24 protein-coding genes are annotated in these 25,449 nt (G+C 63.2%); 16 read left to right on the top strand and 8 right to left on the bottom strand.

What is annotated here, in order from left to right; translation table 11 throughout:
* Positions 1–12: 12 nt before the first annotated feature.
* The 3 genes from N2605_RS04430 to N2605_RS04420 form a co-directional block, all read right to left on the bottom strand.
* Entirely contained in the window at positions 13–1,446 is a 1,434-nt protein-coding gene (locus tag N2605_RS04430; protein WP_225128682.1) for a basic amino acid/polyamine antiporter, read from the bottom strand.
* 144 nt (positions 1,447–1,590) lie between these two features.
* Positions 1,591–4,659, bottom strand: coding sequence for an efflux RND transporter permease subunit (locus N2605_RS04425; RefSeq protein WP_260345924.1), 3,069 nt, complete (start codon positions 4,657–4,659; stop codon positions 1,591–1,593).
* The gene (locus N2605_RS04420; RefSeq protein WP_260345923.1) at positions 4,656–5,747 is read right to left on the bottom strand and encodes an efflux RND transporter periplasmic adaptor subunit; all 1,092 of its coding nucleotides are present in this window, start codon (positions 5,745–5,747) and stop codon (positions 4,656–4,658) included. The genes N2605_RS04425 and N2605_RS04420 overlap by 4 nt, the downstream gene beginning before the upstream one ends.
* Positions 5,748–6,038: 291 nt before the next feature.
* Between N2605_RS04420 and N2605_RS36445 the strand changes: the two genes are divergently transcribed.
* Complete coding sequence (locus N2605_RS36445) at positions 6,039–6,239, top strand: DUF3551 domain-containing protein (RefSeq protein WP_081494582.1); 201 nt, start codon at positions 6,039–6,041, stop codon at positions 6,237–6,239.
* A 204-nt stretch (positions 6,240–6,443) separates the two neighbouring features.
* Positions 6,444–6,947: a DUF1269 domain-containing protein gene (locus N2605_RS04415; RefSeq protein WP_260345922.1), complete on the top strand. Its 504-nt coding sequence runs from the start codon at positions 6,444–6,446 to the stop codon at positions 6,945–6,947.
* A gap of 18 nt (positions 6,948–6,965) precedes the next feature.
* Here the strand turns inward: N2605_RS04415 and N2605_RS04410 are convergent, their stop codons facing one another.
* The gene (locus N2605_RS04410; RefSeq protein ID WP_225128689.1) at positions 6,966–7,676 is read right to left on the bottom strand and encodes a Bax inhibitor-1/YccA family protein; all 711 of its coding nucleotides are present in this window, start codon (positions 7,674–7,676) and stop codon (positions 6,966–6,968) included.
* A 238-nt stretch (positions 7,677–7,914) separates the two neighbouring features.
* On the opposite strand from N2605_RS04410, the gene N2605_RS04405 reads away from it, so the two are divergent.
* From N2605_RS04405 to N2605_RS04355, 12 genes are all read left to right on the top strand, one after another.
* Positions 7,915–8,145 (top strand): DUF6894 family protein, encoded by a 231-nt coding sequence (locus N2605_RS04405; protein ID WP_260345921.1) that lies wholly within the window; start codon positions 7,915–7,917, stop codon positions 8,143–8,145.
* Positions 8,146–8,273: 128 nt separating this feature from the next.
* The gene (locus N2605_RS04400; protein WP_260345920.1) at positions 8,274–9,713 is read left to right on the top strand and encodes a basic amino acid/polyamine antiporter; all 1,440 of its coding nucleotides are present in this window, start codon (positions 8,274–8,276) and stop codon (positions 9,711–9,713) included.
* Between the two features lie 30 nt (positions 9,714–9,743).
* Positions 9,744–9,989 (top strand): hypothetical protein, encoded by a 246-nt coding sequence (locus N2605_RS04395; RefSeq protein WP_225144724.1) that lies wholly within the window; start codon positions 9,744–9,746, stop codon positions 9,987–9,989.
* A 29-nt stretch (positions 9,990–10,018) separates the two neighbouring features.
* On the top strand, positions 10,019–11,158 hold the full coding sequence (locus N2605_RS04390; RefSeq protein WP_192893330.1) for an AI-2E family transporter: 1,140 nt from the start codon (positions 10,019–10,021) through the stop codon (positions 11,156–11,158).
* Complete coding sequence (locus N2605_RS04385) at positions 11,155–11,754, top strand: hypothetical protein (RefSeq protein WP_225189094.1); 600 nt, start codon at positions 11,155–11,157, stop codon at positions 11,752–11,754. The genes N2605_RS04390 and N2605_RS04385 overlap by 4 nt, the downstream gene beginning before the upstream one ends.
* A complete protein-coding gene (locus N2605_RS04380; RefSeq protein WP_128262852.1) occupies positions 11,755–12,240 on the top strand; it encodes a DUF992 domain-containing protein in 486 nt (161 codons plus the stop codon).
* 147 nt (positions 12,241–12,387) lie between these two features.
* Positions 12,388–12,945, top strand: coding sequence for an HdeD family acid-resistance protein (locus N2605_RS04375; RefSeq protein WP_260345919.1), 558 nt, complete (start codon positions 12,388–12,390; stop codon positions 12,943–12,945).
* On the top strand, positions 12,893–13,240 hold the full coding sequence (locus N2605_RS36440) for a twin-arginine translocation signal domain-containing protein (protein WP_425248833.1): 348 nt from the start codon (positions 12,893–12,895) through the stop codon (positions 13,238–13,240). Before N2605_RS04375 ends, N2605_RS36440 begins: the two co-directional genes overlap by 53 nt.
* Positions 13,241–13,279: 39 nt before the next feature.
* Positions 13,280–13,519 (top strand): hypothetical protein, encoded by a 240-nt coding sequence (locus N2605_RS04370; RefSeq protein ID WP_063822473.1) that lies wholly within the window; start codon positions 13,280–13,282, stop codon positions 13,517–13,519.
* A gap of 65 nt (positions 13,520–13,584) precedes the next feature.
* Positions 13,585–14,826, top strand: coding sequence for an efflux RND transporter periplasmic adaptor subunit (locus N2605_RS04365; RefSeq protein ID WP_074448100.1), 1,242 nt, complete (start codon positions 13,585–13,587; stop codon positions 14,824–14,826).
* Positions 14,823–17,942, top strand: a complete 3,120-nt coding sequence (locus tag N2605_RS04360; RefSeq protein WP_225189091.1) for an efflux RND transporter permease subunit — start codon at positions 14,823–14,825, stop codon at positions 17,940–17,942. Before N2605_RS04365 ends, N2605_RS04360 begins: the two co-directional genes overlap by 4 nt.
* A gap of 539 nt (positions 17,943–18,481) precedes the next feature.
* Complete coding sequence (locus N2605_RS04355; RefSeq protein ID WP_109145134.1) at positions 18,482–19,822, top strand: metal-dependent hydrolase family protein; 1,341 nt, start codon at positions 18,482–18,484, stop codon at positions 19,820–19,822.
* 61 nt (positions 19,823–19,883) lie between these two features.
* On the opposite strand, the gene N2605_RS04350 is transcribed toward N2605_RS04355, so the two are convergent.
* The 4 genes from N2605_RS04350 to N2605_RS04335 all read right to left on the bottom strand — a co-directional run bounded on the left by N2605_RS04350 (position 19,884) and on the right by N2605_RS04335 (position 22,815).
* The gene (locus tag N2605_RS04350; protein ID WP_260345918.1) at positions 19,884–20,162 is read right to left on the bottom strand and encodes a hypothetical protein; all 279 of its coding nucleotides are present in this window, start codon (positions 20,160–20,162) and stop codon (positions 19,884–19,886) included.
* A 112-nt stretch (positions 20,163–20,274) separates the two neighbouring features.
* Complete coding sequence (locus N2605_RS04345; RefSeq protein ID WP_260345917.1) at positions 20,275–21,084, bottom strand: N-acyl homoserine lactonase family protein; 810 nt, start codon at positions 21,082–21,084, stop codon at positions 20,275–20,277.
* An 8-nt stretch (positions 21,085–21,092) separates the two neighbouring features.
* Positions 21,093–21,482 carry a carboxymuconolactone decarboxylase family protein gene (locus N2605_RS04340; RefSeq protein ID WP_036011521.1) on the bottom strand — a complete coding sequence of 130 codons (390 nt, stop codon included), beginning with the start codon at positions 21,480–21,482 and terminating at the stop codon, positions 21,093–21,095.
* 28 nt (positions 21,483–21,510) lie between these two features.
* Positions 21,511–22,815, bottom strand: a complete 1,305-nt coding sequence (locus N2605_RS04335) for an MmgE/PrpD family protein (protein ID WP_260345916.1) — start codon at positions 22,813–22,815, stop codon at positions 21,511–21,513.
* A gap of 295 nt (positions 22,816–23,110) precedes the next feature.
* On the opposite strand from N2605_RS04335, the gene N2605_RS04330 reads away from it, so the two are divergent.
* Positions 23,111–24,004 (top strand): NAD(P)-dependent oxidoreductase, encoded by an 894-nt coding sequence (locus tag N2605_RS04330; protein WP_225112286.1) that lies wholly within the window; start codon positions 23,111–23,113, stop codon positions 24,002–24,004.
* 30 nt (positions 24,005–24,034) lie between these two features.
* Complete coding sequence (locus N2605_RS04325) at positions 24,035–25,429, top strand: MmgE/PrpD family protein (protein WP_225157901.1); 1,395 nt, start codon at positions 24,035–24,037, stop codon at positions 25,427–25,429.
* The last annotated feature ends 20 nt before the right edge of the window (positions 25,430–25,449 follow it).

Genomic DNA, 25,449 nt, shown 5'->3' with positions numbered 1-25,449 from the left:
CAATCGATCCGCCTAGATCGTGATGTAGCCGGTGGCGAGGCCGTGAATGCCGACGGCCGCGCCGATCGCAGCCACGATGAAGATGCCCCACTCCCACGGTGCAAAAATCCGCGCCTTCTGTTGGACCCGCGCCCAGACATACAGCGCCGTGCCGGGCACGTAGAGCAGCGCGGATAGCAGCAGGTATTTCATTCCGGCCGCGTAGATCAGGAAGAGTGTGTAGATGACGGCGATGCCGGTGAAGATCAGGTCTCGTCTGTGCTCGCCCGCGCTCTTCTCGTACGTCTCGCCGCGCTTCACCAGCAGCAATCCGTAGGCGGCGACCAGGAAGAACGGAATGAGGTTCATGACGCTCGTGAGATTGAGCATCAGCGAGAAGGCATCACGGGACCAGTAGGTGCTGATGACGAAGAGCTGCACCACGATATTGGTCAGCCAGAGCGCGGCAGCCGGCACCTTGTTGGCGTTTTCGGTACCGAACACGCGCGGCATGTCCCGGGTCCGACCGGCCGCGGAGAGCACTTCGGCGCAGATCAGCGACCAGGCGAGATAGGCGCCGAGCACCGAGACCAGGAGCCCGATGCTGACGAAGACGGCACCCCAATGTCCGACCACTGCCTCCAGCACCGTGGCCATTGACGGTTGCCGCATGTCTGCAATCTCCGCACGCGGCAGCACGGCATAAGGCAGCATGGTGACGAGCACCATCAGGCTCGTGACGACCAGGAAGCCCATGATCGTCGCCGCGCCGACGTCGGACCGCTCTTTGGCGTAGCGGGAATAGACGCTGGCCCCCTCGATCCCGAGAAAGACGAACACCGTGACCAGCATGGTCGCGCGGATCTGCTCGAAGAGTCCCGTGTCCGGCATGCCCTCGCCGCCCCAGAAATTGGCACGGAACAGGTCGGCCTTGAAGGCAAGGATCAGGATGACGATGAAGATCAGGATCGGCACGATCTTGGCGATGGTGACGATCGTATTGATCGCGGCGGCCTGCTGCACCCCGCGCAGGATCATGAAGTGGAACAGCCAGATCCCGATCGAGGCTACGACGATCGCGATGACCGTATTGCCGTCGCCGAACACGGGAAAGAACGCGCCCAGGGTCGATTTGATGAGGACCCAGTAGGACACGTTGCCGATGCAACTTCCCATCCAGTAACCGAGCGCCGACAGGAAGCCGGGATAGTCGCCAAAGCCCTCTTTCGCATAGGCATAAACACCGGCATCCAGACCAGGCTTTCGCTCGGCCAGAGACTGGAACACGCGCGCCATGGTGTACATGCCACCGCCTGCGATGCACCAGGCGAGGATGGCGCCGAAGGGACCGGTTGCGGTGCCGAAGGTTCTGGGCAGCGAGAAGATGCCGGAGCCGACCATGGAGCCGACGACCATTCCCGTCAGTGCGAACAATGAGAGCTTCTGGGCCGATGTCGTCGCAGTCATTGAATGGCCTCGAAGAGCGAGCGAAGACCGACGCCGTCATCGATGTCTCGAACGATGCGTTGCCGACCTCCTCATTGCGAGATCGAACCATGCGCCGTGGCCTCGGCCCGGCCCATCAGGTGATTACCTAGTCGCTGTCCGGGATTACCCTCGCGCCGGGCTGGAAGCATCGGAAGCTGGCGCCATTTCTTTCCCGCCGAACCAGGCGACATACAAGGTCGGCAGCAGCACCAGAGTTAGAACGGTTGCGACGAGCAGGCCGCCCATGATCGCAAAGGCCATCGGCCCCCAGAAGACGGTCGGCGCTATCGGGATCATGCCGAGTACGGTTGAGACGGCCGTCAGCATGATCGGACGAAAGCGGGAGCTGCTTGCATCCACTGCCGCCTGCCAGGGCCCCTTCCCTTGCAAGCGCTCCGCCTCGATTTGCCCGATCAGGATCACCGCGTTCTTGCTAATCATGCCAAGCAGCGCCAACACGCCGAGGATGGCGACGAAGCCCAGCGGCCGCCCGGACACGAGCAGCGCCGCGACGACGCCGATCAGGCCGAGCGGCGCGACGCTAACGACCATCAATAGTCGCGGGAAGCTCTGCAGCTGCACCATCAGCACCGTAAACATGACGAACAACATCATCGGTACGACTGCCATCACGGACGACCTCGAATTTCGGCTCTCCTCCACCGTGCCGCCGACCACGACATCGTAGGAACGCGGCAGAGTGGCCTTCAGCTTGGCGATAGCGGGAGCCAGCCGATTGACCACCGTCTCCGGCGGCATCTCGTCGGGAACGGCGGCCCGCACCGTCAGGGTCGGCATGCGATCGCGCCGCCAGATCAGCGGAAACTCCTGACCGTATTCGAAGGTGGCAAACTGGCTTAGCGGAACGGTCTGCCCTCCCGGGATCGGCACCTGCAGCGTCCGCAAGCTCGGCAGCGAGACGCGCTGCTCGTCCGTTGCGCGGGCCAGCACATCGACGAGGTAGATATCGTCCCGCACCTGGGTCACGGGCAGGCCGGAGATCACGGTGTTCAGAACGATTGAGATCGCCTGCGAGCTCAGGCCGAGACGGCGCGCCTCATCCTGGTTGACGCGAACGCGGATCTGGCGATCCGGCTCCATCCAGTCGAAATTGAGGCTCTTGGCCCTCGGATCGGAGCCGACGATCCGCGCGACTTCGACCGCGATGTCACGCACGAGCTCGACGTCGGGACCGCTGACGCGATACTGCAGCGGCCATCCCACGGGGGGACCGAGCCCAAGCGGCGAAACCGAGGAGATGGCGTTCGGGAATTCTTCCACAAGGAACCGTTCCAGCTTGGCATGCAGGCGCTCGCGTGCCGCGACGTCTTTGGCCACAACGACCGCCTGGGTGAAGAAGTCATTCGGCAGCTCGACGCTGAGCGGCAGATAGAAGCGGATCGCACCGCGCCCGACATTGGTACTCCAATGACCAACGTCGGGATCACCGGTCAGTACTTGATCGAGGCGCTTGGCCGCCGCCTCGCTGGCGTAAATCGATGCATTCTGCGGCAGGCCGATGTCCACAAGAAGTTCCGGCCGGTCGGACAATGGAAAGAACTGCTGCGGAACCAGCGGAAGCGCGAGCACAGAAGCGAGAAAAAGCGCAACCGTCGCGCCGATCGTCAGCCATTTGGCGCGGATCGCCAGGACCAGGAAGCGCCGGTACAGGCGAAAGGCCATTCCCGGCGCATCGGCTGTGGTCTTGGGCGGCGCGAGGATAGCGACGCCGAGCAGCGGCGTGAAGATGACGGCGACGAACCACGACGCCAGGAGAGCGATCGTAACCACCACAAACAGCGAGAACGTGTATTCGCCGGCCGCGCTGGCTGCAAAGCCCACCGGAATGAACCCGGCGATCGTTACGAGTGTGCCCGTGAGCATGGCGAATGCATGCGTGCGAAAGGCGTAGGCCGCGGCCGCGAGCTTGCCGTCGCCCAGCGCCAACCGATTAAGCGTGGCGTCCGTCGTCGTCATGGCATCGTCGACCAGCAGCGCGAGCGCGATGATGAGAGCGCCGAGTGAAATTCGCTGCATATCGACGCGAAGAAGTTCCATGCTGGGAAACACGATCGCGAGCGTAAGCGGAATAGCCAGTGCGATGATGAGGCCCGGCCGAACGCCGAGGCTGATGAAGCTCACGACGAGGATGATCGCGATCGCCTGCACCAGCGAGGTCATGAACTCGCGGATCGCTTTGTCCACCACGACGGCCTGGTCGGCCACGAGGCTCGGTTCGATTCCGATCGGCAGATCGGCCGTGATCTCTGCCATCACCGCCTTGATGTTCCTGCCGAGAACGAGAATATCGCCGCCCTCGCGCATCGCGATCGCGAGCCCGATCGCTGGACGACCGCCGACCCGGAACAGCGGTTGCGGCGGATCGGCATAGCCTCGCCGTACCGTCGCGAGATCGCTCAGACGTAGCGTGCGACTGCCCGCGCTGAAGTTGATGTCGGCAATGTCCTGCTCCGACTGGAACGCCCCGGACACCCGAAACGAAATTCGCTCGGTCCCGGTCTGGATGGTGCCGGCCGGGCTCACGACTTTCTGTGCCTGCAGGGCGGCGATCAGAGCCGTGCGATCGACCCCGAGACTTGCGAGTTGCCGTTTCGAGAACTCGACGAAGATCACTTCGTCCTGCGCACCCAGCAGTTCGATCTTCGCGACATCGGGCACGTCTAGAAGACGCGAGCGGACCGCCTCGACCCGGTCACGCAGCTCGCGCTGGGTAAATCCATCACTGGTGAATCCATAGATGATCCCGAACGTGTCGCCGAAATCGTCATTGAACGCTGGTCCCACGATGCCCACCGGCAGCGTGTGACGGATGTCCCCGATGGATTTCCTCACCTGGTACCAGGTATCGGAGACGTCCCTTGCGTTGGCGCTCCCCTTCAAGTTCACGAAAATAGTGGTGAGACCGGCCCGAGTGAAGCTGCGCAGGAAGTCCAGATGTGGCGTCTCTTGCAACCGCCGCTCGAGCCGTTCGGTCACCTGCTTCATCGTCTCTTCGGCCGTCGCTCCAGGCCAGGCCGCTTGAACAACCATAGTCCTGATGGTGAATGCAGGATCTTCGTTCCGGCCCAGCCGCAGATAGGACAGCACGCCGGCGATGACGGCGGCAATCATCAGATAAATGACGAGCGAGCGGCGCCCGAGCGCCCATTCCGAGAGGTTGAGCCCGGTCATGGCTCCGACCCAAGGACGCGCACCCGCTGACCCGGATGAAGTGCCTGGACGCCCGCGGTCACCACGACCTCGCCTATGTCCAAACCTTGCGAGATGATCACCTGCGCCTGATCGAACCTCAAGACGTCGACATTGCGGATGGCGACCGTCTTCGTCGCGGGATCCAGGATCCAGACCGCCGGCTGGCGATTCATCCTGGTCAGCGCCGTTGCCGGAATGTCGATCATTGGTCCGGCGCTCATCTCGACGCGCCCCGTGACAGTCGCCCCCAGCCGCATCGCGGCAGGGGGATCACGAAGTCCTATCTTGATCTCAAAGGTTCGCGTAACCGGATTGGCCTGCGCGGCAACCTGCCGGATACGCCCTTCCGCGGTCACCGCTGGATCGTCGGTCAGACTGACGCTCACCAGCAGATTGGCCGGTGCCGCGCGGACGAATTGAGCCGGCATGTCGAAGACCGCGTCTCGGCCATCCTGCCGCGCGATCCGCGCAATCGTCTGTCCGGCCTGGACGACCTCTCCGGCGGCGGGCCCCGTTTCGGTTATCTTGCCCGGTGCATCGGCCCGCAGCTCGGTGAAGCTGACCTGGTCGTGGGCGGAATTCAACTGAGCTTCGGCCATTTCAACATTCGATTGCGCAGTCTGTTGCGCCTGCGTCGCGGCCTCGAAGTTGGCGCGCGTGGTCCATCCCTGCGCCAACAGAGTCTGCTGGCGTTCGAAATGATTGCGTGCCTGAGTGAGCTGGCCCTGAGCTGCGGCAAGGGCGGCCTGCGCCTGCCGCAACGCGCTGAGTTGGTCCTGCGATTCAAGCTGCGCCAACAGCTGGCCGGCCTCGACGCGCTCACCGAGCCGGATGTCGCTCGAGTGCAGCCGACCGGAAATTCGAAATGCCAGATTCACTTCGTCTTCGGCTTCGATGCGGCCGGAAAATGTGAGGGGCGTGAGTTGATCCCGCTTCTCGACTGTCATGGTGCGGACGGGACGCGCCGGCGTCGGCAGGGAGACCGTCGCCGCCTCCCTCTCACAGGCGACCAGCAGCAGCGCAGAAACCCCTGCAACAAGCGTCGTGCTCAGTGACCGCAGCTGCATGAATCGACCCATCCGTGCCGCTGAGGATTTTGCGGAGAATTCATCCCGCTTGTATCGGTAAATCTACTGAGCATCCGCGGGTGCAATCGTGAACGAACATCCGGCGGAGCCGAAAGATTCCGGCAGCGAAGTCAGGCGATCACCCGATAGCCCAAGCGCGCAGACGGTGCATAAGCCTGCAGCTGCCGCCGTTGCGGCGCATGCGATCCCTTCGTCAAAGCCGCGGCGCGGGTTTGACGAGCCTGCGATCCGCGGCTCGACGTGATTGCTCAACGACCAGGAGAAACCAAGATGACAAAGCTGGCTTTGCTCTCCGCTGCCGTCTTCATTGCGCTCAGTGCCATGGGCTCGTGGACGCCAGGACAAGCGCAGGATCTGGCATGGTGCAGAAAGTTCAGGGGAACGCTGACCTGTATGTATGACACTCGTGCCCAATGCCGCGCGTCGGTGAGCGGGCGGTCCGGCACCTGCGTCCCCAATCCGCGCCGCTAGATGCCGCAATTGATCGCCGAGGTCGCATCGATCGGGCGGCGCCAGCAATTTCACTTTGCGCCGCCCCTTCGGGACGCAGTCTACAGCGTCCAATCTCATTCGGAACATTCCCCACCGGGACCGAGGGTTTTCTCCGATCCCCTGAGGCAGCTCTCGCGCGGTAGCTTCCTCGGGTCCGCTTGCATGCTCCAACGGGAGGTCTTCATGTCAGATCTGGTCGCCATCGTATATCCGTCCGAGGCGAAGGCCGAGGAAGTGCGTCAGCAATTGCTCAGGCTGCAGAAGGAATATCTGATCACGATCAGTGACGCCGTGATCGCCGTAAAGACGGACCAGGGCAGCATCAAGCTCAACCAACTCGTCAACACGACCGCCATGGGCGCGGTGACGGGAAGCTTCTGGGGCCTTTTAATCGGTGTCCTCTTTCTCAATCCGATCCTCGGAGTTGCCGTAGGCGCAGCGTCGGGTGCACTCGGCGGCGCTCTTTCGGACGTCGGAATCGACGATGCCTTCATGAAGAGTCTCTCCGCCAGCCTTCAGCCCGGCAACGCCGCCCTGTTCGTCCTGATCAAGCACATGACCGCCGACAAGGTGATTAGGGAGATCAAGGACGCGGGCGGCGTCGTACTCAAGACCTCCCTCGACGAGACGAAGGAAAAGGCGTTGCGCGATGCCCTCGCCAGCACGGTCGAGCGGCCGGCGGCCTGAGCCGCCGCCCTTCCCTTCTCAACGGCGGCCGCCCGCAAGACGCAGCAGCATCAGGAACAGGTTGAGGAAATTGAGATAGAGCGACAGCGCGGCAAGGACCGACTTTCGCCCCGAAGCGGTTTGGTCATCCGCGCTGTCGTACATCGCCTTGATCCGCTGCGTGTCATAGGCCGTCAAGCCGGCAAACACGCCGACTCCTACGATCGAGATCAGCCAGTCGAGCGCAGTCGACCACAGGAACAGGTTGACGACGCTCGCGAAGATGATCCCAATCAGCCCCATGAACAGGAAGGTACCCAGTCCCGAAAGGTCGCGCCGGGTCGTGTAGCCGAAGATGCTGAGCCCGCCGAACATTGCAGCAGCGATCACGAAGACGCGGGTTATCGACGAACTGGTGTAGATGTGTAGTAGGATCGAGAGCGAGATACCGACCAGGGCAGCATAGAGGAAGAACAGCAGGCGCGCGGTTGGCACTGACAATGTCTCGATGCGCGAGCTGAGGAAGAACACCAACCCAAGCGGCGCCAGGATGAAAACCCACATCAGCGGGCTCTGCAGCAGCGCGGGGCCGGTGACCTGATAGGTCAGGCCGGCGGCGACGGCGGTCAGGGCGACACCCGCGGCCATATAGCCATAGATCCGCAACATGTACTGGCGCAGTCCGGCATCCACGGTGATCCGGCCGCCGACGACGTCTGTCGCCGCCAAGTTCTGATCGAGATTCGACATCGCATCCTCCTGTGCAGCCCCCTAAAGCGCGACCACGCTAGGCTCTGCTTCGACGGAACAACATCGGACAATCACCCGAAGACATCAGGTGAAAACCACTCTTGCCTGAATGGGGACGGCATGGCGCTGATTGCCGATCCGTAAGACTGGAACCTGCTTCGGGGTCGTAAGACTTTTGACTGAGGCACCTTGCGCTTTTGTCACTGGAGACCGGAGGCGCGATGACCTAACCGGAGGCATGCGCTTCTTCTTCCATATCACCGATCGCTACGGCGTCTCGCCCGACACGATCGGATGCGATCTTAGCGAGCAGGATGCGGCCGTCCTACATGCCAGGCGCCTGGCCGCCGAACTCGCCAAGTCCGGCGAGCTCTTCCGTGGCAGCGTCGTGCTGGTCGCGCGGGATACGTTGCCGACGTCCTGGCACAAGGGCGAGCACGACACCGCCGCTTCCCGTGGCGATATCTGAATCGGCGGCCACCGATTTCCTGCCTCTCTTCCTACAGACAATCCCTGATGTGCGCACGCGGGAGGCGGCTCTAAGGTTCCGGGAGGGAGGCCGCGAATGCAGCCGCCTCGGATCGGAAGGCATCCATCATGGCTGCTTCGACAAGCGAGGCCGATCAGAAGCTTTCGCGCAATGCGCTGATCGCCCTGGTGATCGGGTCGATGGTCGGCTCCGGCATCTTCGCATTGCCGGCTCAGTTCGGGCGCACCACCGGCGCTTTGGGAGCGATCATTGCCTGGATGATTGCTGGCACCGGCATGCTGACTCTGGCCTTCGTGTTCCAATCGCTATCCCGGCGCAAGCCGGAGCTCGATGCGGGCATCTACGCCTATGCCAAAGCCGGTTTCGGTGACTACATCGGCTTTGCGTCCGCCGCCGGCTACTGGATCGGCTGTTGTCTAGCCGACGTCGCCTGCCTCATCCTGATCAAGGCCACGCTCGGCCAATTCTTCCCCGCGTTCGGCGACGGCACCACGCCGGTAGCCATCGCTTCGGCCTCCGTGCTGCTGTGGAGCGTCCATATTCTGGTGCTGCGCGGCATCAAGGGAGCTGCCGCGCTCAACACGGCCACGACGTTCGCGAAGATCATCCCCATCGTGCTGTTCATCGTGGTGGCTGCGGTCGCCCTGAACCGCGGGCTTTTCTCCGACAATTTCTGGGGAACGACCGAGCCCGACGCCGGGCAGGTGTTGAGCCAGGTCCGCAGCACGATGCTGCTCACGGTGTTCGTCTTCGTCGGCATCGAGGGCGCGAGCGTGTATTCGCGTTACGCACGAAGGCGCGACGACATCGGTATCGCGACGGTCACCGGCTTTCTCACCGTTCTCTGCCTTCTCGTGCTCGTGACACTCCTGTCCTACGGCATCCTGCCGCGGAGCGGGCTCGCGGACCTGCCGACACCATCGATGGCAGGCGTGATGGAGGCCATGGTCGGCCGCTGGGGCGGCGTGTTCATCAGCGTCGCTTTGCTGATCTCGATTCTCGGCAATTACCTGTCATGGTCCTTGCTTGCGGCCGAGATCCTGCACTCGGCGGCCATTCAGCGCACGATGCCCGCCTTTCTGGCTCACGAGAACGTTCACAAGGTTCCTGTCGGTGCGCTTTGGCTCACGAATTGCGTGATCCAGACGTTTCTCCTTGTGAGCTGGTTCGCCGAATATGCCTTCACGCTCGCCCTGAAGATGACGAGCGCAATGACGCTGGTCCCCTATCTTCTCGTGGCGGCCTACGGCCTGAGGCTCGCATGGACCGGTGAGGCCTATGCTTCCGGCGAGCGCGCCCGTACCCGCGAAGGGATCTTCGCGGCCGTCGCGACGCTCTACGCGGCGGGAATGATCTACGCCGGCGGGGCGAAATTTCTCCTGCTGTCCGCGATCCTCTATGCACCGGGAACGCTGCTGTTCCTGATCGCCAGGCGCGAACGCAAGGAACGGCTTTTCAAGCCGGCCGAGTCCCTCCTGTTCGGCGCCGTGGCCATCGCCGCAGGAATCGGAATCTACGGCCTGGCCGTCGGAGCCATCTCGATCTGACCGATTGTCGCTGACCGCATGGAGGCGAGGATGAAGATGTGGATCAACTATCGTACCCTGTTCCTCACCGCAGTCGTAGCCGCCACTCTGCCGTCAAGCATTTCCCCGGCTCAGCCGAAGGACGATACCCTGGCCGCGCCGAAGCAAACCGGCACGGCCGCCCCGGGCGATGCGAGGCCCAACATCAACACCAACACGAATCCATTCAAGCATCGCTATTGGCGTCATCGCGGCGGCAAGCATCCGCATTTTGGCAGCCGCCGCGTTCGCTCGTGAGGCGTGACCACATGACGGCGGACCGATCGATGAGCGACGCCAGGGTCGGATCCGAGCGGGTCCGCGGCCTCGTTCGGAATGAGAGCCCGATCGACGATTCGGTCCAATCCGGACGACCGAGCCTGCTTGCGATCGGCCTCACTGTGCTCGTCGTGGCCGTGGCCCTCTTCCTGGTCTGGCAAACGGTATCGAGTCTCTTGATCGTGTTCGCTGGCGTGCTTTTCGCAGCCTTTCTCGATGCCGCAGCCCGGGCTCTGGCGCCGGTTCTTCCTCTCAGCCGCGTCTGGCGTCTGACGCTCGTTCTCCTGCTGCTGTCGGCGCTGGCAGGCTTCGGGCTGGCCTGGGGGACCGGTAAGCTGCCGGAGCAGACGCGTGTGCTGCTGAAAGTCATGGATGCCCAGGTCGACATCCTGCAAGAGCATTTGTTGTCTTATGGCGTGGATCTGCTCGGCCCGGAATGGGGGCGTGACTTCGCGCAGTGGCTGTTCGCCGACCAGGGTCGGTTCCTCAGCCATGCGCAATTCCTGCTCGGCGGCGCCTCGAGCCTTTTGACCGCCGTGCTCGTGATCTTGTTCCTCGGCATTCTCTTCGCCTTCGATCCCATCAGCTACCGCGACAGCGTGGTCGTGCTGGTCAGGCAATCTTACCGGGCCCGCGCGCGCGAGGTGATGGACGAGATGGGCACCGTGATGCGGCTGTGGTTCGTCGGCCAGTTGATCCGCATCATCCTGATGACGCTCTTCGTCTGGCTTGCCCTTTACCTCATCGGCCTGCCTGGCCCATTCGTTCTCGGATTGCAGGCAGGATTGTCGAACTTCATCCCCTATCTTGGGCCAATCGTCGCCGCGATCCCGATCGCGCTCGTTGCGATGCCGCTCGGAGCCTCGCCGCTGATCTGGGCGGTCGCGGTCTACACCATCATCCAGTCGATCGAAGGTTACGTCATCGGCCCGCTGATTCAGCGGCATGCGGTCGAGACCCCGCCAGCCTGGACCCTGGTCGCCATCGTCCTGCTGGGCGCCTTGTTCGGCGTCATGGGCATTGCGCTCGCGATGCCGCTCGTCGCGGTCGGACGGGTGGCGATCATCAGGTTGTATGTCGAGGATTATCTCGGAGACAGGATCGAACCGGCAACGACCGATCCCCCAATCCTGGGTGAGCAGCCATGAGCGAAACGGATGCACAGCAGCGTGAAGACCACGTGCCTCAACAGGCTCGCTCGGGAATGGGGCGTCTTGTCTGGCAGCAGCTTCCGTACGCCGTCGCGCTGCTGCTCGCCATCGCAGGAGTTGCCTATACCAACGTCTCGCACCAGCCGCTGATCGGCTATTGGGAATTCCTGGCGCTGGCGATCGGGGTGGTCTGCGTCATCACCAAATGGCCGGAGATCGGAGGCAGGGAGGGCCAGATTCGTCTGATCTGGACCCAGGCGCTGCACTGGATCGCCGTCCTGATCACGATGAACATCATCCTGGTCTCCGGCGTTCAGCAACTGCTCCCGACGCCGGCAACCGGTCTCGTCCTGCTGACGCTGCTCGCGCTCGGCACATTCCTCGCAGGCATCAGCCTGTTGTCATTGCAGATCGCTTTTCTCGGCCTTGCAATGGGCGCAGCCGTCCCGGCGATCTCGTGGCTGAAGCAATCCATCTTCTTCTTCCTGCTCGGCGCCGTGCTGCTGATCGGGCTGGCCATTTCGTTCTGGCTGCGCCGGGACGGCGGCCCGCCGCGGGCGCCGACCGAAACAAAGCACCAGGCGGAGGCTTGAATGCGACAATTGCCATATCTCGCGGCCGTCGGCGCAGTGGCGGTGCTGTTGACGATTCCCTCGCCCGCAGGAGCCGAGAGATTTAGAATAGGCAGGCTGCTATGCTTCTCGGAGCCACGCGTTGGACTGGTGCTCGGATCGACGCAGTCGCTGCGCTGCGTGTTCGATGGGGTGCGCCCTGCCCGCCGCTACATCTACGAGGGACGGATCAGACGCCTCGGCCTTGATCTCGGCGTGACCAGCGCCGGCACGCTGTCCTGGGCCGTGTTCGCCAGGACTTCGCGGATTGGTGCCGGCACTTTGCGCGGCAGCTATGTGGGCGCGAGTGGCAACTTCGCTCTAGGCCCCGGCCTCGGCGCCAACGTCCTGATTGGCGGCTCGCGCAGGAGCATCATGCTCCAGCCGATCTCGATCGAACGCTCGATCGGGCTCAATCTCGCGGCCGGCGTGACCCATCTGACACTGGGCCCGCGCGGACCGCGATGAGCCGTGTCCGCTCAGGAAAGGTCGCAACAAGTTGGAATGAGAATATTCCCGCCCCTCAACTCCGGGTTTCGTCCGATGTTGGACCTGCTGGTTCAAGTCTAGGATCGAAGGCGTGTCGATCGGAGCGTGAGCACCCAGGAGGTTCGCATGACCGTCTACGACAGCCGCGACGATCTCAACACGCTGGGTGCCCCACCGCTATGGGCTTGCGCTCTCCTCGGAATTGTCCTGATCGCCGCCGGCCTCCTCGCCCTCGGCGATCTCGCCTTCGCCACGATCATCAGTGTCAAGTTCATTGGGCTCACCGCAATCGCTGCCGGCGCCTTCGAGATCGCGCATGCGTTCTGGACAAAGGGTTGGGGCAGTTTCCTGTGGCGGATCATTCTCGGTGCGCTCTACCTCGCATTCGGCCTGATCCTTCTCACCCAGCCGGTGTCGGGTGCACTGATCCTGACCTATTTCCTCGGCGCGCTGCTATTCGCATCCGGCGTCGTTCGATGCGTGCTGAGTTTCGCCTATTGGCGACAGAACGGCTGGATGATGCTGATCTCTGGCGTCTTCGCCATCGTCGCCGGCGTGCTCATCCTGTTCGGCTTCCCGGACATTAGCGTCTGGGCGCTCGGCTTCCTGCTCGGCGTCGACCTGATCTCACATGGCCTCGCATGGCTGCTCTACGCCCTGCAATCGCTGCGATCGACTACGTGACAGAGGAGGACGACACATGGTTGGTTCCAGCCGCCGAGCCTTCCTAGGCTTTGCAACGAGCGCCCTTGCCGCTGCCGCGATCGGCGCCACCGGCGTGCGCTTGATCGACGTTGCCGAAGCGCTGCCGATCGATCCAGATCCGCGACGCGCCACCACGTCATCAGAACTGATCAAGACGCAGTGGGGACCGCCTCCGCGACCCGGCTGGGGCCCTCCACCGCGCCGTCGCCGCCACCGGCGCTGGGTCTGCTGGTGGCATCGCGGCCGACGCCGCTGCGGATGGCGTTGGGTCTAGGCGGGTCTCCGAAGCCTTGCGAAGCTGATGGAGGTAACGATGCGCGACAGGAACCAATGGGCGATCGCCGCCTTGCTGGCCGGTCTGCTGGTCGGGGCGAGCTGGTTTTGCGTGTCGGTCTGGCGATCGACGCCGATGCCCCTCTATGGAAACGTCATCCTGACCGGAGCCGTGATTCTCATCCTGATCTTAGGCTGCGGCCTGATCGCGCTGATGTTCTACAGCCATCGCAAAGGTTACGACGAACCAGCCCGCAGCAACAGGACGCAGCGCGAGTAATGCAGTCCGCCAGACGCCGAACGAAGTGACGTCGGCGTTCGGAGCTCTGGAACACGGAGCGGACCATGAACCTTGCTGACGTCGCGACCAGATTACTGGCGGCAGGATTGGTTACGGTCTCGATCGGCGGGACTGTCCGGACCCAGCCGACGCCTTCCACGCCTGCCGTCGGCGTTGTGGAGGCAACGCGCCGGCTGATCACCGAAAGCAACGAGTTCCTCGGCCGAGTTGAGGCGGTCAACCGGGTCAACGTGACGGCCCGTGTCACCGCCGCTCTGGAGCAGCGGCTGTTCAACGAGGGTGCCGAGGTCAAAAAGGGCGACCAGCTCTATCGGCTGGAGCGCGGCCCATTCGAGGCCGATCTCGCAGCCAAGCAGGCGCAGGTGGCGCAACTCGAGGCGATGCTGGAAAACGCCAGGCTGACGACGGAGCGCGCGCACACCCTTCTCGGCGGGCCGGCCGGGCAGCAATCGACCTATGACGCCGCGCTCGCCACCCAGCGCAGCTTACAGGCCCAGGTCCAGGCTGCCCAGGCGCAGGTCCAGGCCTCCCAAATCAATCTCGACTACACCGTCATCAATGCTCCGATCGACGGCAAGATCGGTCGCACGGCGGTAACCGAAGGCAACATCGTCGGGCCCTCCTCCGGCGTGCTGACCACGATCGTCAGCCAGGACCCGATGCACGTCACTTTCCCGGTGCCGCTGCGAGAGGGGCTCGAGCTGCGCGAGCGGTACCTCCCACAAGGCGGTCTCGAGGCGGTGACGATCAGGCTGCGGCTGCCGGACGGCCGTATGTACGGTCAGTCCGGCAGACTGAACTTCGTCGACAACAGCATCGCCCAGAATACCGACACGATCATGGTCCGCGGCGAGATTGCCAACCCGATCTTGCGCGCCCCGTCTGCCGCAGGCGTGACCGCGCACGAGCTGACCGACGGCGAGTTCGTCACCGTTCTGCTCGAAGGCGTCCAGCCGATCGAAGTACTTGCGATCCCACGCGCGGCGGTGTTGTCCGACCAGCGCGGCGACTATGTTCTCGTCGTCGGCAAGGACAATAAGGCAGAGGAGCGGCGCGTTCAGCTCGGACAATCGACCGCAACAATTGCCGCCGTCATCGGCGGGCTTGCTGCCGGCGACAAGGTGATCGCCGAAGGGTTGCAGCGGGTTCGCGCGGGTCAGACCGTCGCTCCGGATGCAGCAAGCGCACTCCTGCGGTCGAGCATGGACGGCGCAGCGAGCGAGGCGCCACCGCGGAGCGGCCGCGGCACTCCGATCCGGCCCCACGCCGCGGACCGCACTCCATGATATCGGGCGTCTTCGTCGATCGTCCGCGCCTTGCGATAGTGATCGCACTTCTCATCACCATTGCCGGCGCGTTGGCACTCACGCAAATTCCCGTGGCGCAATTTCCGGATATCGTGCCGCCGCAGGTGACCGTCTCCGCGACCTTCCCAGGCGCGTCCGCCGAGGTCGTGGAAAGCAGCGTCGCCCAGCCTCTCGAAGCGCAGGTGATCGGCGTCGACCGCGCGCTCTACATGAAATCAACAAGCGGCAATGACGGCAGCTACACGCTCACCATTTCGTTCGCGCATGGCACCAATGCCGACATCAACACGGTCAACGTCAATAATCGCGTGCAGAGCGCCCTGTCGCAGTTGCCGACGGAGGTGCAGCAGCAAGGCGTGAGGGTGCAGAAGCGATCCTCGTCGATCCTGCAGTTCCTCGTGCTCTACAGCGCCGACGGCCAGCAGGATCCCCTCTTCATCACCAACTACGCCATCATCAACGCGCTGGACGCGATCGCGAGCACGCCGGGTGTCGGCCAAGCGAACCTGTTCGCAAAGATGAACTATTCGATGCGCATCTGGTTCGATTCGCAGCGGCTCACCAGCCTCAGCTTGACCCCGTCGGACGTGATTGCCGCGATCCGCGCGCAGAGCGTCCAAGCTGCCGTCGGCCGCATCGGCGCGCGGCCGATCAGCGACGATCAGCAGTTCCAATTCAACGTGCAGACCCTCGGCCGACTCGCCAGCGCCGATCAATTCGCCAACATCGTGCTACGCGCCAATCCCGACGGATCCTCGCTGCTGGTGAAAGACGTCGCGCGCGTCGAGATCGGTGCGCAAAACGTCGACAGCGAGGCGCGGATCGACGGGCGCGCCGCCGTTCCAATCGCAGTCTACCTTGCGCCGGGAGCGAACGCGGTGACCACGGCGCGAGCGGTGGCCGAGACGATGCAACGGCTGTCAACGCGATTTCCGCCTGGACTGAGCTATCTCGTCCAATACGATTCCACGAGCTTCGTTCGGGACACGATCGCGGAGGTCTTGCGGACACTGGCCGAAGCCTTCGTTCTCGTGATGCTGGTCGTCTATATCTTCCTCGGTAGTCTCCGTGCGACGGTGATCCCGGCCATCGCAGTACCGGTGAGCCTGATCGGCACGTTCGCAGTTCTGCTCGCGTTCGGCTATTCGGCCAATACGGTATCGCTGCTCGCGATGGTCCTCGCCATCGGCATCGTCGTCGACGATGCCATCGTCGTCGTGGAGAATGTCGAGCGCGTCATGGCGGCGGAACCAAGCCTGGCTCCAGCCGAAGCCACCAAGAAAGCCATGACCCAGATCACCGCGCCGATCATCGCGATCACTCTGGTGCTGCTCTCCGTGTTCGTGCCGATCGCGTTCATTCCCGGCATTTCGGGCACGTTGTTCCGTCAGTTCGCCGTGACGATCAGCGCCGCAATGTTGATTTCGGCGCTGAACGCCCTGACGCTATCCCCTGCACTGTGCGCGCTGCTGATGCGCCACGGCAGACGGCCCCGCGGCATCATCGGACGTGTACTCGGCGGCATCGACTGGTTGCGCGAGCGCTACGGCAACGGCGTCCGCTACCTCGTGCGCCGGGCCGCGCTCTCGCTGCTGCTGGTTGCCGTCTTCGCCGCCGGCGTCTTCGGTGTCTCGATCATTACTCCGACGGGATTCCTGCCGGAGGAGGACCAGGGCGCCTTCTTCACCTCGGTGCAGCTCCCGGACGGCGCGTCGGTCGCACGCACCAGCCAGGTTACCCGCCAGATCGAAGACGTCCTGAAACAGATGCCGGCCGTCGATCACGTGCTCGCGGTGATCGGCTTTTCACTGCTCGATGGCGTCTCCCAATCGAACAGCGCACTGGTGGTGGCGCGGCTCAAGCCATTTTCCAACCGGACAGCGGCCGCAGACTCGGCGCAGGCGCTAATCTCCAGGACATTCGCAGCCGGTGCCCAGGTACGACAAGCCAATGTGCTGCCGTTCAACCTGCCGCCGATCATCGGCCTCTCCACCGGCGGCGGATTCGAGTACCAGCTTCAAGCTCTGGAAGGACAGGGCCCAGCCGCGATTTCGAGCGTGACAAACGCCCTGATCGGCGCCGCCAACGCCGATTCGCGGCTCACGCGGGTGTTCTCGACCTTCACCGCGACCAATCCGTCGCTCTATCTCGACGTCGACCGGCGAAAGGCCCAAGCGCTAGGCGTCGCGGTCAATGACATCTTTATTGCGCTGCAGGCGACGCTCGGCGGCGTCTACGTCAACAACTTCAACCTGTTCGGACGCACCTGGCAGGTCAACATTCAGGGCGACGCATCCGATCGCGCCCACGTCTCGGATATCTGGCGGATCTACGTGCGCAACAACAAAGGCGAGATGGTGCCGATGCGGGCGCTGGCCGACGTCATGGTCGTAACCGGGCCGCAGGTCATCACTCGCTACAACAATCATCGTTCCGTGACGGTGAACGGCAGCCCTGCGCCGGGGACCTCTTCGGGCACCGCGCTATCCGCGATGGCGCAGATCTCCGACGCCGTTCTGCCGTCCGGCTACGACTTCGCCTGGACCGGCACCGCCTTTCAGGAGCAGGGAGCGGCAGGTCAGACCGGAATCGTGCTCGCGCTGGCCGTGATGTTCGCCTATCTGTTCCTGGTCGCACTTTACGAGAGCACGGTGATCCCGATCCCGGTGCTGCTGTCGGTGGTCGTCGGTGTGCTCGGATCTTATTTCGGCATCATGATTGCGCGCCTCAATCTCGACCTCTATGGCCAGATCGGCCTCGTTGTGCTGATCGCTCTTGCCGCCAAGAACGGCATCCTGATCGTCGAGTTTGCGAGGGAACAGCGGGAGGCGGGTATCCCGATCTGTGAGGCCGCGGTTCAGGGTGCCCATATGCGTTTTCGTGCGGTCATGATGACGTCACTTGCGTTCATCCTCGGCCTTCTGCCGCTGGTCATTGCGACCGGAGCTGCCGCGCTGAGCCGCAGAGCAGTGGGCACCGCTGTCTTCGCTGGTATGCTCGCAGCAAGCTCGATCGGGATCTTCCTGGTGCCGATGCTCTACGTCACCTTCCAGCGCATACGGGAGCGCGCGAAAGGCACAATCAAAAGCGGCTAAGAATGCCCGATCCTAACAAAAACATAGAACGTAACGAAAGAATGTCGTCTGGCTTAGATGAGCTACTTCGATGATTGAGGAGTACGCTGCCGGATTACGAGAGATTATTAGTAAGCTGCGCAGAAAATTGAACCAAGTTTACCCGGGTAGAGCTTTCATAGAGCGCTATTTCCACAGTTGGCACCCCGATTCCTGCTCCGCCGGTGTACAGAGAATCCCTAATGTACGGGACAGACGGCGTCTCTAAGCTGGCGGACTGGAAGGCTCGGGGATCCCGTTCAATCCGCGGAACGTACTTCTACGCGGGTCCTTTGGTGCAACGGAGCTCACATCAAGCGGAAGCTGGCGCAAGTCGAATGTAACAGCATAGGGACCCGACCTTGCCACGAATATTCTGATGAATGGCTCTCGCCAAATGGTCACGGTCCGATGGTCGTCGGTCGAGCGAATCGGAACGAACTCGTGTGCGGCGTGACAACTCCCGCCGGGCTCCGCGCCGCTGGCGAGAGAATACGACATGCTAGGAAGGAACACTGCAAATGCGGATAGCCGAGTGTGCCACGATCATTGTTGCGACGTGCACCTTTCTCACGCCGGCAGAGCCGCAAGAGCGGATTGCAGTCACCGTCTTCGAGAACGTGCGCATCTTTGACGGGAAGAGCCAGACGCTTTCCGTCCCATCGAATGTCGTCATCCGCGGAAACATCATCGAGCGGATCGTGACCGCTCCCATTCCAACCGATCGTCGCGTGGACGCCCGCGTCATACAAGGCGGTGGACGCGTGCTGATGCCCGGGCTCAGCGACATGCATTGGCACGCGATGATGGTCCGTCCGACACCCGCGCAGATGCTGTCGAGCGACCTCGGATATACGACGCTGCTGGCGAGCGCGGAAGCGACAGCGACACTGATGCGCGGATTCACGACAGTCAGGGACATGGGCGGCCCCACCTTCTCACTCAAACGCGCGATCGATGAAGGTCTCGTCCCGGGTCCTCGCATCTATCCATCGGGAGCCGTCATCACGGTCACCGGCGGCCATGGAGACTTCCGCGAGCTTTGGGAGCTGCCGCAAAGTCAGGGCGGAACAAGCCGCGTCGAACAGCTCGGCGGAAGCATCATCGCGGATGATCCCGACGAGGTCCGCAAGCGCGTGCGCGAACAGCTCATGCAGGGCGCGTCCCAGGTCAAGCTGACGGCAGGGGGAGGCGTCGCCTCGCCTTTCAGCCCACTTGATGTGACCACATTCAGCGAAGCGGACTTGCGCGCGGCCGTCGAAACCGCCACCGATTGGGGGACGTATGTTGCAACACACGCATATACACCGAGCGCAATTCGACGTTCCATCGCCGCGGGCGTCAAAGTGATCGAGCATGGTCATCTCATGGATGAACCGACTGCACGCCTCATCGCCGAAAAGCAAATCTGGCTGAGCACTCAGCCGTTCGTAGACCTCGGCGGCGCAGCCATGCTCCCCCCCGCCCAACAGGCGCAGATGCGCCAGGTTGTTGCGGGAACGGACACCGTGTACGGGTTCGTCAAGAAGTTTGGGATCAAGACTGCCTTTGGAACAGATATCCTCTTCTCGAAGCCACTGGCCGAGCATCAGGGTCAGGGCATCGTAGACCTCACGCGGTGGTTCACGCCGGCGGAAGCGCTGACGATGGCGACCTCAACCAATGGAGAGCTGCTCGCGCTTTCCGGAGCGCGGAATCCTTATCCCGGCAGGATCGGAGTGGTCGAGGAAGGCGCATTGGCCGATCTCCTGCTCGTCGATGGCAATCCGCTGGAAGACATTCGCCTCATCGAGGACCCCGCAAATAAGCTTGTCGTCATCATGAAGGACGGGATCATCTACAAAGACACCAATCCCAAGTGACCTATTCTCACGGCTGCGCCTGTGACCGATAGTGATGGCCTGTCACCCTGCCTGACGGACATCAAACCGGATATTTCAACAAACAGCGCAGACCTTTCGCTTGGGTAAGCCGAGATTGATCGACTCCAAGGGCCTGACCGACTTCATGATCTCCGAGTCCACGAAGTGCGCCGGGATCAAAGAAGGTCGGCATCGAGCCGATGTAGCGATGCTTGGCGAAGACCTTCCGTTCCAATCCGCTTGGCGCCTCCAACCTGACCGCATCATGATCTAGATGCTGCGCGGTTGCGTTCCTCTGCATGCCGGCCTCGCAATACGCGCCCGGCACCGTCGTCGCCATCGATGGCGGCTTTCTGGCAGGATAGTCAGCCGTCTCCGATCGGCCGCAGATCGTGCCAGAGTTGAAGATGCGGAAGCTCGACAAGGATGCGGTGCGTGGTCCTCTCGCCGCCCTAGGAGTGAGGAGGCCCGGACGGCGCCACATCCAAGCGGACCGCGATCCCGTCCAGATCCGGGGTCGGCGCTGGATAATGCATCATGACGAGCGGATCGTGACCTGGAACGATGTGGTCCGCATCCGGCGCTGCGGCGCGCAGTTTGTCGAACCCCGCCAGCATGTCGCCGACATGAAACGCCGTCGTAAAAGGACGCTCGCTGGTCAGGTTTTCGTAGAAATGACTGACGTCGGAAGCGAGCACGACCGGACCGCGGCGCGTGTTGACCCGGACGAATTGAAGCCCGGCGGAATGTCCGCCCGCCGCATGGACCGTTAGCCCGGGAGCGATCTCAGCATCGCCATCGTAGAACAGGACTCGGCGCGCATAGTTCAGCCGCACGATGCCGCAGACGTCCTCGACCTCGAAAGAATGCGACAACCTCGGATATTGCATGTAGCGGCCGGTGGCGTAGGCAAGCTCGCGCTCCTGGAGATGAAATCGTGCGTTCGGAAAGCGGTCGAAATTGCCGGCATGGTCGTAGTGCAGATGTGTGAGGATCACGTCCTTGATCTCGGCCGGCTTGATATCGAACGCAACAAGAGTCTCCACCGGGCAGCGCAAGAATGTCCGCCTGCGCTGCTTCGCAATTTCGGCGTTAAATCCGGTATCGATGACGAAGGTGCGCCCACCTCCCCGCGCCAGCCACATGAAATAGTCCATCGGCATCGGCCCGTCATGCGGATCGCCGCCGATGAAGTGGTCGCTCCGCTGCGCATCCCGCGTTGCGTAGCGGATGGCGAAGAGTTCGTAGATCGGGTCAGCCATGGATTTGCTCAGGAGCCGGCCGCGTCGACCTCGTTGAAGGCCTCGCGTGCGTTGCGGAAAGCGTCGATGCCGGCGGGCACGCCGCAATAGACCGCGACCTGGAGCAGGATCTCCTTGATCTCCTCCTTGGTCAGCCCGTTCTTCAACGCGCCCTTCACGTGCAGCTTCAGCTCGTGCGGCCGGTTCAGTGCGCCGAGCATCGCCAAATTGACGATCGAGCGCGTGCGACGGTCGACGCCGGGCCGCGTCCACAGCGCGCCCCAGCAGAATTCGGTGGACCATTCCGCCATCGTGCGCGTGAACTCGTCGGCACCGGCGATCGATTTGTTGACGTAGTCCTCGCCGAGCACCTCCTTGCGGACTTTGAGGCCCTTTTCGAACAGTTCGGTCTTGGTCATGATCGTCCCTTTCACGTCTTGCGAGAGTCTAGATGGAAGTTGTTCGGCGCATCGCCGAGGGCGGCCGCAACGATCGCAGCAGTTCGGCGACGTCAGCCACCGCATCGAGACGCCAGACGGCGTCGATGACACCGTCCGCGTCCCAATTGCTCTGGCCCGTTCGCACGCTTTCGCGCAGCTTGGCCTCGAGATCGCGATCTTCCAGCGGCGCTGCCCGGCTGCCGCGCGGCGAGATGACGGTCTCGGTGAAAACCTCGCCGGACAACAGGCGCACGGTCGCGCGTGCCGCACCATCCGGCATCCCGTCATCCCACTCCGCCCTCACCTTCTGCCGCAGCTGCACGATATCGGGCCGGACGACCGTCTCGCGTGCAAACTCGGCAACGCCGGCTCTGCCGAGCAGCAATCCGCACGCCACGCAATGATGGATGCTGACGCGCGCATCGCGCTCGTTGTTGACGGGGCGGTCGCCGCGCGCAAGCAGCAGCGTCGAGCCTTGAACGGTCACGGTGTCAATCTGATCGAATCGCCGACCGATCCGCTCCCGCAACTGAAGGCAGGCATCAATGACCGCATGAGAAACGATGCCGGCGGGATAGGGCTTGTAGGTGTTCTTGGCGATCTCAAAGGTCTTGCCGAGACCATCAAGCAAGCGGGCAATATCCGGCTCGTCACCCATGGTGCGTGCCCAACCGAGCGGGCCTTCAATGGCGTGGGGGGCCGCCTCATAACCCTGCTCTGCAAGCAGCGCCGCAAACAAACCGTTGCGCGCCGCGTTGCCGACGCTGACATTCTTCGCGGCACTGGGCAGGTTCTCGACATTGCCTGCCGACTGGCTCGCCGCGAGCCCGATGGCATTCGCAATGCCCTCCGCGGGCAGCCCCAATAGTTTGGCGCAAGCCGCCGCGGCGCCAAAGATCCCGCAGGTCGAGGTGATGTGCCAGCCGCGCGCATAATGGCGCGGCGAAACGGCGGCGCCGATGCGGCATTCGACGTCCACACCGAGGATGAACGCCGTCAACAATTCGCGTCCAGACAGTTTATGCGTCTCCGCGAGTGCGAGGACTGGAGCTGCGACCGGTGCCGCCGGATGAATGATCGTCTCGGGATGGGTGTCATCGAAATCGAGCAGATTGGCCGAGATGGCGTTGAGAAACGATGCGCACATCGCGTCCATCGGCTGCGAATGACCGATGACCGTCGCGGTCGCGGCGCCGCTGAACGGCGACAGGGTTCGCATCGCCGCCATCACCACCGGATCGCGTGCGGAGCCGAGTGCCGTGGCGAAGAAATTCAGTATCGAGCGTCGCGCCTCGCCGCTCTGCGCCTCCACGTCCGCCCACGATGTCGCCGCGACGAAATCGGCGAGCGTCCTGCTCACGCTGGGAATTGGGTCTTGCGGCACGCGGGGCGTCTTCCTCGTTTTTCGGACCTTATGCCGATCCGCGGCAAACTGTCGACCCCAAATGTTATGCTTGACAGCTTGTCTGACAATCATAACAATCCGGCACGCTGGCACGGGAACCCGCCGCCGCAACGACGGCGGTCGTCAGGGCCGGCCGGCGAACTGACAACGACAAGATCAAGACGGCGCGCCCCGCGTGGGATCGCGCGACAGGGAGTGAACGATGGCGGGAGAGACGCTCGGTGTGATCGGAACGGGCCGCATGGGCGGCCCCATGGCGGGGCGGTTGATGGACGCGGGCTATTCGCTCGTCGTCTACGACACGCAGACCGACGCGACGCAGCCGCTGGTCAAGCGCGGCGCCTTGGTCGGCAAGTCGCCGGCCGACGTCGCCTCGCGCGCCGACATCGTGCTCGCCAGTCTGCCGACGCCCGACATCGTCAAGGGCGTCACTCTCGGCGAGGACGGCATCAGCAGCGGCAACCGCGCCAAGATCGTCGTTGATCTCTCGACCTCTGGTCCCGGCGCGGCGAAGCTCGTTGCGGAAGGGCTGAAAGCCAAAGGCATGACGCTGGTCGATGCGCCCGTCAGCGGCGGCATCAAGGGCGCCGTGAACGGCACGCTCGCCGTTATGGTATCGTGCCCGCAAGCGACTTACGACATCGTGCAGCCGATCCTGAAGAATTTCGGCAAGCTGTTCTACACCGGCGACAAGCCCGGCGTGGCGCAGACCGCCAAGCTCGCCAACAATCTGATGGCGGCGGCGGCACTGGTGATCACGTCGGAAGCGGTCGCCATGGGCGTCAAGGGCGGCGTCAACGCCAAGGTGCTGATCGATATCATCAACGCCAGCAGCGGCCGCAACAGCGCCTCCGAAGACAAATTTCCCCGTTCGGTGCTGCCGGGCACGTTCGATTTCGGATTCGCCACCGGCCTTTCCTACAAGGACGTCCGTCTCTGCGTGGACGAGGCCGAGGCCATGGGCGTGCCGATGGTCTGCGGCGCAGTGGTACGGCAGATGCTGGCGATTACCAACGCCAAATACGGCCCGTCATCCGATTTCACCTCGATCGCCAAGGTGCTCGAGGAGTGGGCCGGGGTCGAGATGCGCGGCTGAGCGCAAGAGCCTTTGGGAGAAACACTTGCGATGACGAACAGCCCGACCGGATCAGGCAAGGTATCGCTCGCGCGCCAGATGGCGCGGAGCGCACTTGCCGTTGATCTCGGAGATTTCGGGCCTGAAGTGGTCGCCAAGGCCAAGCTCTGCCTGCTCGACTTCCTGTCCTGCGCCTTCGAGGCGGGCCATCATCCCTGGAGTCGTCAGGCAATCGCGGTCGCACAAGGTGGCGGCAGCGCAACCATCGTCGGAATGTCGCGACTCTCCTTGCCGGCCGATGCCGCCTTCGCCAATGCCGTGATGGGGCACGGACTCGTGCGGGAAGACATGCATGCCGCCAGCATTGCGCACCACGGCGTGGTGATCTGGCCCACATTGCTCGCGCTGTCCGAACAGTCGCAGCTGCACGGCTCAAGGCTGCTCGCAGCCGCGATAATCGGCTATGAGACCGGCGCGCGGATCGGCCGCGCGTTGCTGACCTCCGATCTCGCCCGGCTCTATCGTCCGACCGGCCTCGTGGCCCCTCTGGGCGCGGCGCTCGCCGGAAGTTTCGCGCTCAACCTGTCCGAAGACGCAGCGACCAGCGCCATCGCGATCGCGGCCAACACGTCCAGCGGTCTCAACGAGTGGCCGCATGCAGGCGGCTCCGACATGTATTTTCATCCGGGCTTCGCCGCCAGCAATGCGATCAAGGCAATCGGCCTCGCCGCAGCCGGCGCTTTCGGCTCCGAAACGATCCTCGAAGGCGAAGCGGGCCTGTTCGCCGCCTATGGTCGCCGGGCCGCGCCCGACAGCATCGCGCTGTTCCCGAATGGCGAATGCGAGATCATGGCGGTCTACAACAAGCCGGTCCCGGCCTGCAATTTCGCGCAGACCGCCGCGCAAGCGGCCCTTCGCGTCTCGCACGAACTCGCCGGCACCGAGGAGATCGACAGCGTCGTCGTTCGCGCTCCCGATGCCGCCGTGCGCTATCCTGGGTGCGCCTCCACCGGCCCGTATCGGAACGCGCTCCAGGCCAAGATGAGCATTCCCTTCAGCGTCGCGGCCACCCTCGTGAGGGGCGAGATCGAGGAAGGCAACTACGCCGAACTCGATGATGTCGATATCATCCGCCTGGTTGCGATCACGAAGCTTGAGCCGGATGTCGGCTTCACCACCGCGTTCCCCGACAAGCAGGGCGCGGATGTGACCGTGCATCTGCAGAGCGGCCGGACGATCCGGCACGCGCTACCCGACGTCATCGCCGCAACGCCTTCAGATATTCGCACGCGCTTTCGCACTGCCGCTCAGGGAGTCCTCGGTGAGGACCGCACGTGCCAGTTGGAGCAACTCATCGAGAGCTGCGAACGGCTCGGCAACGCCGGCGATATCGCAGCACTATGCCGCCTGGACACGGCGGAACGGGTTTTACGATCGGCATCATAAGAAGTGCCGGAGAGTACGGG

The organism is Bradyrhizobium yuanmingense (assembly GCF_025200905.1).
In the GTDB taxonomy this organism is placed as follows: Bacteria; Pseudomonadota; Alphaproteobacteria; order Rhizobiales; family Xanthobacteraceae; genus Bradyrhizobium; species Bradyrhizobium yuanmingense.
This window is presented reverse-complemented; position numbering and strand designations above follow the sequence as displayed.